Genomic DNA, 8,616 nt, shown 5'->3' with positions numbered 1-8,616 from the left:
CCCGAAAGCGATCATAAACGATCATAACGAATCTCAAACAATCTTGCAATGAACGAATCGGGTTGCTACAGTCCCAAACGTTCGCTTTCCGCTGGCACGACGCGGAGAGAAGTCGGCATCAAGGGAGATCCCAGTGACGGTCCAGCAACCCACCACGTCGGCGCGCATCGCGACGGGTTCTGCGTGGGCCGCCCGTGAGTGGACGCGGACGGAGTGGCTGGCCTACGCCGACCGCCTGCTCGACACCGCTCGCACGCACGCATCTCCCGGTGCCGGCCGCATCCACTTCCCCGGCGCCGAGGGCGGCTACGGCCACGCCGTCGACGGGCTCGAGGGCTTCGCCCGCACCTTCCTCCTGGCGGGATTCCGCATCGCCGGCGCGCGCGGTGAGGGCACCGAGGAGCTCGCCGACTTCTACCGCCGCGGCATCGTCACGGGTGTCGACCCGGATGCCGAAGACCGCTGGGTGCGTCTGGACGAGCACGCCCAGGCGAAGGTCGAGGCCGCGTCCCTCGCGCTGGTGCTCGACATGACCCGGCCGTGGATCTGGGATCGCCTCGACGCCCTGACGCAGGAGCGCGTGATCGCGTACCTCTCCCCCGTCGTGGGCGACGCGACCTACCCGAAGACGAACTGGCTGTGGTTCCGCGTCGTCGTGCAGACGTTCCTCCGCTCGGTCGGCGGGCCGTGGTCGGCGCAGGACATCGCCGACGACCTGGCGCTCCACGACGTGCTGGTGCGCGAAGACGGATGGATCTCGGACGGCTTCGAGCGCTCGTACGACCACTACGTGGGCTGGGCGCTGCACACGTACCCCGTGCTGTGGTCGCGCATGCAGGGCGCCGACGAGCTCACCGCCGGCCGCACCCCGGGCGACGTCGCCCGCCTCGACCGCTTCCTGCAGGATGCCGTCGCCCTCGTGGGCGCCGACGGCTCGCCGCTCGTTCAGGGTCGCAGCCTCATCTACCGCTTCGCGGCCGCCGCGCCCTTCTGGGTCGGCGCGCTCGCCGAGGTGCCCTCGGTCTCGCTCGGGCAGCTGCGGCGTGCGGCGAACGCCGTCGTGGCGCACTTCGTCGAGCAGGACGTCCCCGGCGAGGACGGGGTCCTCACCATGGGCTGGCATCACGAGTGGCGCGAGCTCGCGCAGTCGTACTCCGGACCGGGCTCGCCGTACTGGGCCGTCAAGGGCCTGCTCGGCATCTCGCTGCCGGCCGATCACCCGGTGTGGGCGGCCGAGACCGAGCCGCTGCCGATCGAGGCGGGCGACGAGCTGCGCGCCGTGCGTCCGGCCGGCTGGGTGATCTCGGGCACGCGCGCCGACGGCATCGTCCGCATCGCCAACCACGGCACCGACCACGCCGCCGAGGGCAGCCTGGTCGGCGACTCGCCGCTGTACGCACGCATCGGCTACGCGACCGCGGCCGCGCCACTCGCGAACCAGCGTGCCTTCGAAGAGCCGCTCGAGCAGTCGGTCGCCCTCGTCGACGATGCCGGCCGGGCCACCCACCGCGCCGCGATGGACCTCATCGACGTGCGGGTGCAGGACGACGAGCACGGCCGGGTCGGCATCGCCGCCTCGGTGTCGCGCGCTCACTGGATCACGCTGCGTCCCGTCGCCCACCGCCACGGCTCGGGCATCGACGGCGACGTCGAGATCGCGGGCATCATCGAGGTCCACTCGCTCGTGCGCGGGCCGTGGGAGGTCCGCCTCGCGCGCGTCGACGCCGTCGAGCCCGGTGTCGACCCCCGCGCCCTGCGCCTCCGCGTCGGCGGCTGGGCCCTGGCCTCCCACGAAGAGCCCCGTTCCTCAATCGAGGGGGAGAAGACAACGGTCCCCACGCCCCCTCCAGGCGCCGCTGGCGCGTCGCCCGGAGCCTCCGGGCGCGTGGGCCCAGCCGCGGCCTCGGTGGTCGCGAACGGCCTGAGCTCCGGCATCCGTCCCCTTCTCGGCGCCGGCACGCTCTCCATCGAGACGCGCGAGGACGCCAGCCCTCTCGGACCCCTCGCCGCCGTGCCGGTCGTGACCTACCCGGTCGTGCCGGGGGAGTGGAGCGCGACGCTCGTCGAGCTCACCACCGCAGATCTCGCCGCGCCGGCAGACGGCGCGGGGAGCGTCGCCGTCGCAGACGACGGCGAACAGACCACCGTCAGGGTCACCTGGCCGGACGGAACGGCGACCACGAGTCGCCTTGCACACCCCGGAACCGCGTCCGTCGCGAACCGGTAACCCGATGGGCCCGAGGACGGGTCCGCAATCACAAAGGAGTACCCCCAGAATGAAGCGTTCATTCGCTGCCGCGGCCGGCGTCGCCGTGGTCGCCACGCTCGCTCTCGCCGGCTGCAGCGGCGGCGGCGAGGCCGCGCCCGAGGAGTCGTCGGGTCCGGTCACCCTCTCCCTGTCAGGCTGGAGCCTCGACACCACGCCCGAATTCCAGAAGCTCGCGGACGCGTTCCACGAGGAGAACCCCGACGTCACGATCGAGCTCAAGGGCTACGACGCGACCGAGTACAACACCCTCATCACCGCCGACCTCGCCGCCGGCTCGGGTCCCGACATCATCACGCAGAAGGAGGTCAAGTTCGTTCCCACCTTCGTGAACGGCGGCCAGCTGCTCGATGTGTCGGACGTCGAGCTGCCCGACGAGATCAGCGGCGCCGGGTCCTACGAGGTGGACGGCACCGCCTACGCCGTGCCGTACCGCAACGACTCGTGGGTGCTCTACTACAACAAGGCGCTGTTCGACCAGGCCGGCGTCGAGTACCCGGACGGCTCGTGGACGTGGGACGACTACAGCGACGCCGCCGCGGCACTGACCGAGGGCATCGCCGGCGCGGGCGGCACCGCCAAGGGCGCGTACCTGCACAATTGGCAGTCGACGGTCCAGGGCTTCGCGAACGCGCAGTCGGACGGCGACATCCTCGAGGGCGAGTACGACTACATGGAGCCCTTCTACGACAACGTGCTCGCACTGCAGGACGCGGGCGACCAGCTCGACTTCAACACCGCGAAGGCGAACCAGGTCACGTACCAGGGCGAGTTCGGCAAGCAGAACGCCGCCATGCTTCCCATGGGCACGTGGTTCGTCGCGACCCTCATCGCGCAGCAGGCGTCGGGCGACGCCGACGACTTCGAGTGGGGCATCGCGCCGATCCCGCAGGTCGACTCGGACACCGCCGGTCTCGACAACACCCCGGTGACCTTCGGCGACCCGACCGGCTTCGGCATCAACGCCGCGATCGACGAGTCCAAGGTTGCGGCCGCCAAGAAGTTCCTCGCCTTCGCCGCCGGCGAAGAGGGCGCGCAGGTGCTCGCGGGCATCGGCATCACGCCGGCGCTGCTGACGGACGACGTCGTCGAGACGTACTTCTCGGTCGACGGCGCCCCGTCGGACGACCTGTCGAAGTTCGCGTATTCGACGCACGAGGTGCACCCCGAGAACCCGACGTCCGACAAGGCTGCGGCGATCCAGGGCATCCTCAGCGACATGCACACCGCGATCATGTCGGGCTCCCAGTCCGTCGCGGACGCCATCGCAGAGGCGCAGGACCGCGTCGCCAACGAGGTCGGCACCGACTGATCCACCCCGGGTCCGGCGCTCGCCGCCGGACCCATCCGCCCTTCGACAGGCTCAGGGACCACCAGGTACCGGTTCCTGAGCTTGTCGAAGGACCCGCACACTTTTTCCACCCCCTGGAGGTCCGCCATGGCGACCATCACTGCCACAGCGGCCGGCACCGCGCCGCCACCCGTGCGCCGCCGGCGCTCGAAGCTGCGGCTGCGCAACACCCTCATCGGGTGGAGCTTCATCCTTCCCAACTTCCTCGGCTTCGGTCTGCTCACGCTGGTGCCGATCGTCGTGCTGTTCTACATGTCGTTCACGAACTGGAACGTCTTCGGCACGGCGAACTGGGTCGGTCTCGCGAACTTCGAGCGCCTCCTCGGCGACGGCAGCTTCCGCATCTCGGTGATCAACACCCTGTACTACTCGGCGCTGCACATTCCGCTGACGATCATCGTCTCGCTGGGCCTCGCGCTGCTGCTCAACAACAAGATCCGCGGCGTCGCGTTCTTCCGCACCGCCGCGTTCTTCCCCTACATCACCTCGATCGTCGCGATCGCGGTCGTCTGGAACCTGCTCTTCAGCCCCGAGTACGGCCCGATCAACGAGTTCCTCCGGTTCATCGGCATCCAGAACCCGCCCGGATGGCTCACCTCGCCGGAGTGGGCGATGCCCGCAGTGGTCATCGTCGGCACGTGGCGCGACATGGGCTACTACATGATCCTGTTCCTCGCCGGCCTGCAGACAGTGCCCCGCGAGCTGCACGAGGCCGCCCGCGTGGACGGCGCGAGCGTGTGGCAGCGGTTCGTCAACGTGACGCTGCCCTGCCTTCGGCCCACGATGTTCTTCGTCACCGTCATGCTGACGATCAACTCGTTCAAGATCTTCGACCTGATCCTCGTCATGACCGACGGCGGTCCGGGTCAGTCAACCCTCGTGATGTCGCAGTTCATCTACCGCAAGGGCTTCGAAGAGAGCCAGTTCGGCTACGCCTCGGCCGCCGCGGTGGCGCTGTTCTTCATGTGCATCCTCGTGACGATCGTGCAGTTCCTCTGGAACAAGAAGCGGAGCAGCTGATGGCCGAGCAGATGGAGAAACTCCCCGCAGACCAGCTGGTCGCGGACTTCACGCCCCCGACCGCGGCGGTGCGCAGCCTCCGCAAGCTCTCCGAGCAGAAGCCGCGGCGCGCGGCGAGCAGCGAGAAGATGACCCCCGGTCGCCGCATCGGACGCATCGCGCTGTACGCCGCACTGGTGGTCTTCGCGATCGCGCTGCTGATGCCGTTCGCGTGGATGGTGCTGAGCTCGTTCAAGTCGGCGAACGAGGTCTTCTCGGTGCCGGTGAAGTGGTTCCCCGAGACGTGGGTGTGGCAGAACTACATCGACATCTGGACCGAGTCGAACATGCTCGTCTGGATCCGAAACACGCTGTTCCTCGCCGTCGTCGTGACGTTCCTGCAGGTGCTCACCGGCTCCTTCGCGGCATACGGCTTCGCGCGCATGCGCTTCAAGGGCCGCGACGTGCTGTTCCTGCTGTACGTCGGCACGATCGCCGTTCCGTGGCAGTCGTACATGATCCCGCAGTTCATCCTGCTCTCGAACTTCAAGGTGTCGAACACGCTGTGGGCGATCATCCTGCTGCAGGCGTTCGGCGCGTTCGGCGTGTTCCTGATGAAGCAGTTCTACGAGACGATCCCCGAGGAGCTCTCCGAGGCGGCACGCATCGACGGTCTCAGCGAGTACGCGATCTGGCGCAAGATCATGCTGCCGCTGTCGATCCCCGCGCTCGCATCGCTGACGCTGCTGACCTTCGTCAACACCTGGAACGACTACCTCGGGCCGCTCATCTACCTGCGCAACCCTGATCTGTGGACCATCCAGCTCGGCCTCAAGAGCTTCGTCTCGAACCTGTTCGACACGAACTACGCGCTGCTGTTCGCGGGCCTGACGATCTCGGTCATCCCGATCGCGATCATCTTCCTGCTCGGCCAGAAGTACTTCGTCGAGGGCATCGCGACGAGCGGTCTGAAGGGCTGACACCGTGAACAAGCCCAGCGCACTCAGCAGGCTCAACGGACTCGTCTCGCACGAGACGTGGGCGTCCCTCATCGGGATGATCTACCTCGCGCTCATCGTCAACCTCCTGCTGGTGATCGCCTGCCTACCGTTGGTCGTGCTCCTCGTCACCACCGATCCGGTGTACTCGTGGCCTCTGCTGGCCGTGGCCGCGCCCCTCGCGGCGCCCGGTCTTGCGGCCGCCTTCCGGGCATACCGCGAGCACGGCGACGGCGGCCTCGGCCCCATCCGCGCGTTCCTCGCCGGCCTGCGCGCCACCTGGCGTGGGGCGCTGGTGATCGGGGCGGCCGTCACCGCCGTCATCGTCGTGCTCCTCGTGGACGTGCGGATGCTGTCCAACACGGCCGCGGCTGTGATCACGGTGCCGCTCCTCGCGGTGCTGGCGCTGCTCGCCATCGCGGTGGGCCTGGTGTCTCTGGTCGCGATCGCCGAGGTTCCCACCGCCGGCCTGCGCGACGTGGTGCGCGCGAGCCTGTACCTGAGTCTGCGGCGCTGGTATCTCACCGCGGTCTCACTCGCCGCCCTGGCCGCCCAGGTAGCCGTCTTCGCGACGGCGCCCGCGCTGGGACTCGGGCTCACGGCATCCGCCGCCCTGTTCTTCGCGTGGACGAACTCGCGCTACACCCTCCGTCCCGTACTCGATCTCGATGAGAAGGCGACTGCGCCGGCCTGAGGCCGCGGGTCTCGCGCTGCCGACGCGGCACGAGGCCGAGCATCCCTTCCTCACTTCTCCCTCTGAAGGATTCCCTCCATGACGTCCACCTCGCCCGCTGCGGGCACCCGAGCAACGCCCGGTGACCCGCGTGTCGCGCCTGTCGAGACCATCGTGATCGAGGCCGCGATCACGGCCGCCCTGTCCACGATCCGGCGCAACATCGCGACCTTCGGCGGCGCCTACCCCGATGACACGACGGTGGACGACCGCTACCTGCAGCGTCCGGCCGAGGGTGGCATCCCGCTCGGCGGCAATCGCGGCTGGACCACGAGCTTCCGCACCGGGATGCTGTGGCTGGCGTGGGAGCTCACGGGCGACGAGGCGTACCGCGAGGCTGCGCTGGTCGACGCGGCGGACTTCGAGCGCCGCGTGCGCGCCGAGGAGGACCTCGACACGCACGACCTCGGCTTCCTGTACACCCTCTCGACGGTCGCCGCGTGGCGTCTCGCCGACGACGAGGACGCCCGCCAGGCGTCGCTGCTCGCCGCGGATCACCTGATGCGCCGGTTCCTGGAGCCCGCGGGCATCATCCAGGCATGGGGCGACCTGTCGGATCCGGCCCAGCGCGGCCGCACCATCATCGACAGCCTCATGAATATGCCGCTGCTGACATGGGCGCACGAGCAGACCGGCGAGGAGCGCTTCGCGGACGCCGTCACGCGGCACACCGCGCAGCTGCGCGAGCACATCCTGCGCGAGGACGACTCGACCTTCCACACCTTCTACTGGGATGCCGAGACCGGCGAGCCGCTCCGCGGAGCCACCGAGCAGGGCGCGTTCGACGAGTCGTGCTGGGCACGCGGGCAGGCGTGGGGCATCTACGGCTTCGCCATGAACTACGCGGTGACCGGCGACGAGCGGCTGCTCGAGGCATCCCGTCGCTGCACGGAGTACTTCGTGCGCCACCTGCCGGCCGACGAGGTGCCCTTCTGGGACCTCGTCTACACCGACGGCAGCGACGCCCCGCGCGACAGTTCGGCCGCGGCCATCGCGGTGTGCGGTCTGCTCGAGCTCGCCAAGGTCGAGACGGATGCCGACCGGGCAGCCGCCTGGACGGCCCGGGCACACGGCATGCTCGCGTCGCTCATCGCGAAGTACACGCCGGCGACGCCCGAGGACTCGGATGCGCTCATCCTTCATTCGGTGTACGACCTGCCCAAGGGCAACGGCGTCGACGAGGGCACGCTCTGGGGCGACTACTTCTACCTCGAGGCTCTGATGCGCGTCGTGCGCCCCGACTGGAGGAAGTACTGGTGAGGCTCGTCACGTACGCCGGCTCGGACGGCGCCGCGCGACCCGGTGCCGTGGTCGCCGGTGCCGACGGCGATCGGGTGCTCGATCTCGGTGGGTTCGCCGGCTCGGTCGTGGAACTTCTGACGGATGCCGCGGCCTTGGCGGCTGCGCGCGCGCAGGTGGCTGCGGCCGAGCAGACGACCGGCGGGGCGGAGCCACTGCCTGCGCTCGACGCCGCGGGGCTCCTCGCACCGGTGGCGCCGGGCAAGATCCTCTGCCTGGGCTACAACTACCGCGGGCACGTGCCGGACGGCGTCGATCCCACCGCGAACGATCCGGAGTACCCCGATGTGTTCGTGAAGACCCCGAACACGCTTGCCGGCCCGAACGAGCCGGTCGTGATCCCGCCCGGCGCGACGGACGTCGACTACGAGGGCGAGGTGGCCGTCGTCATCGGACGCCGTGCGCAGCAGGTCGCGCTGGAGGACGCCCTCGACCACGTCGGCGGCTACACGATCCTCAACGATGTGTCGGACCGGGCGTGGCAGCGGCGGCAGAGCCAGTGGGCGCTCGGCAAGTGCTCCGACGGGTTCGCGCCGCTCGGCCCGTGGGTCGTCACGCCCGACGAGATCGGCGACCCGCAGGACCTCCTCGTGGAGGTCGTGCGCGACGGCACCGTGACCGTGTCGCAGTCCACGTCGACCACGATCTTCAGCGTGGCCTACGTCATCCATCACCTCAGCCAGGTGCTGACGCTCGAGCCGGGCGACGTCGTCTCGACCGGGACGCCGCAGAAGCTGCCCGCCGCCCAGGACGCGCACCGGCCGCTCGCCGACGGCGACGCCCTCACCGTGCGCATCTCGCGCCTCGGCGAGCTCACCACCCGATTCGTCGCCGCTCAGCCCGCGGTCGTTGAGCGAGCGAGGAACGAGCGAGACGAAACGCCCCGCGCCGGGCGCCGCCGGCCGGCCCGACGCGTTTCGTCTCGGTCGCTCGCGCTCCCTCGCTCAACGACCGCTATGCACCTCACCCC

At 69.5% G+C, this 8,616-nt stretch carries 7 protein-coding genes; all 7 read left to right on the top strand.

The features are described from left to right. The first annotated feature begins 133 nt into the window (after positions 1 to 133). On the top strand, positions 134 to 2,227 hold the full coding sequence (locus B1729_RS19400; protein WP_239539724.1) for a DUF2264 domain-containing protein: 2,094 nt from the start codon (positions 134 to 136) through the stop codon (positions 2,225 to 2,227). A 49-nt stretch (positions 2,228 to 2,276) separates the two neighbouring features. After that, a complete protein-coding gene (locus tag B1729_RS19395) occupies positions 2,277 to 3,578 on the top strand; it encodes an extracellular solute-binding protein (RefSeq protein WP_163634452.1) in 1,302 nt (433 codons plus the stop codon). A 126-nt stretch (positions 3,579 to 3,704) separates the two neighbouring features. Then, positions 3,705 to 4,637, top strand: coding sequence for a sugar ABC transporter permease (locus B1729_RS19390; RefSeq protein ID WP_163634451.1), 933 nt, complete (start codon positions 3,705 to 3,707; stop codon positions 4,635 to 4,637). Further along, entirely contained in the window at positions 4,637 to 5,596 is a 960-nt protein-coding gene (locus B1729_RS19385; protein ID WP_163634449.1) for a carbohydrate ABC transporter permease, read from the top strand. Before B1729_RS19390 ends, B1729_RS19385 begins: the two co-directional genes overlap by 1 nt. Positions 5,597 to 5,600: 4 nt before the next feature. After that, positions 5,601 to 6,308: a ferredoxin-NADPH reductase gene (locus B1729_RS19380; RefSeq protein WP_163634447.1), complete on the top strand. Its 708-nt coding sequence runs from the start codon at positions 5,601 to 5,603 to the stop codon at positions 6,306 to 6,308. 78 nt (positions 6,309 to 6,386) lie between these two features. Beyond that, complete coding sequence (locus B1729_RS19375; RefSeq protein WP_163634445.1) at positions 6,387 to 7,607, top strand: glycoside hydrolase family 88 protein; 1,221 nt, start codon at positions 6,387 to 6,389, stop codon at positions 7,605 to 7,607. Further along, the coding region (locus B1729_RS19370; RefSeq protein WP_163634443.1) for a fumarylacetoacetate hydrolase family protein at positions 7,604 to 8,616 on the top strand (1,013 nt) is incomplete at its 3' end. The genes B1729_RS19375 and B1729_RS19370, both read left to right, overlap by 4 nt.

Source organism: Microbacterium sp. B35-04, assembly GCF_010634885.1.
Taxonomy (GTDB): domain Bacteria; phylum Actinomycetota; class Actinomycetes; order Actinomycetales; family Microbacteriaceae; genus Microbacterium.
Note: the sequence above shows the minus strand (reverse complement) of the source record. Positions and strands in the feature narration are given on the sequence as shown.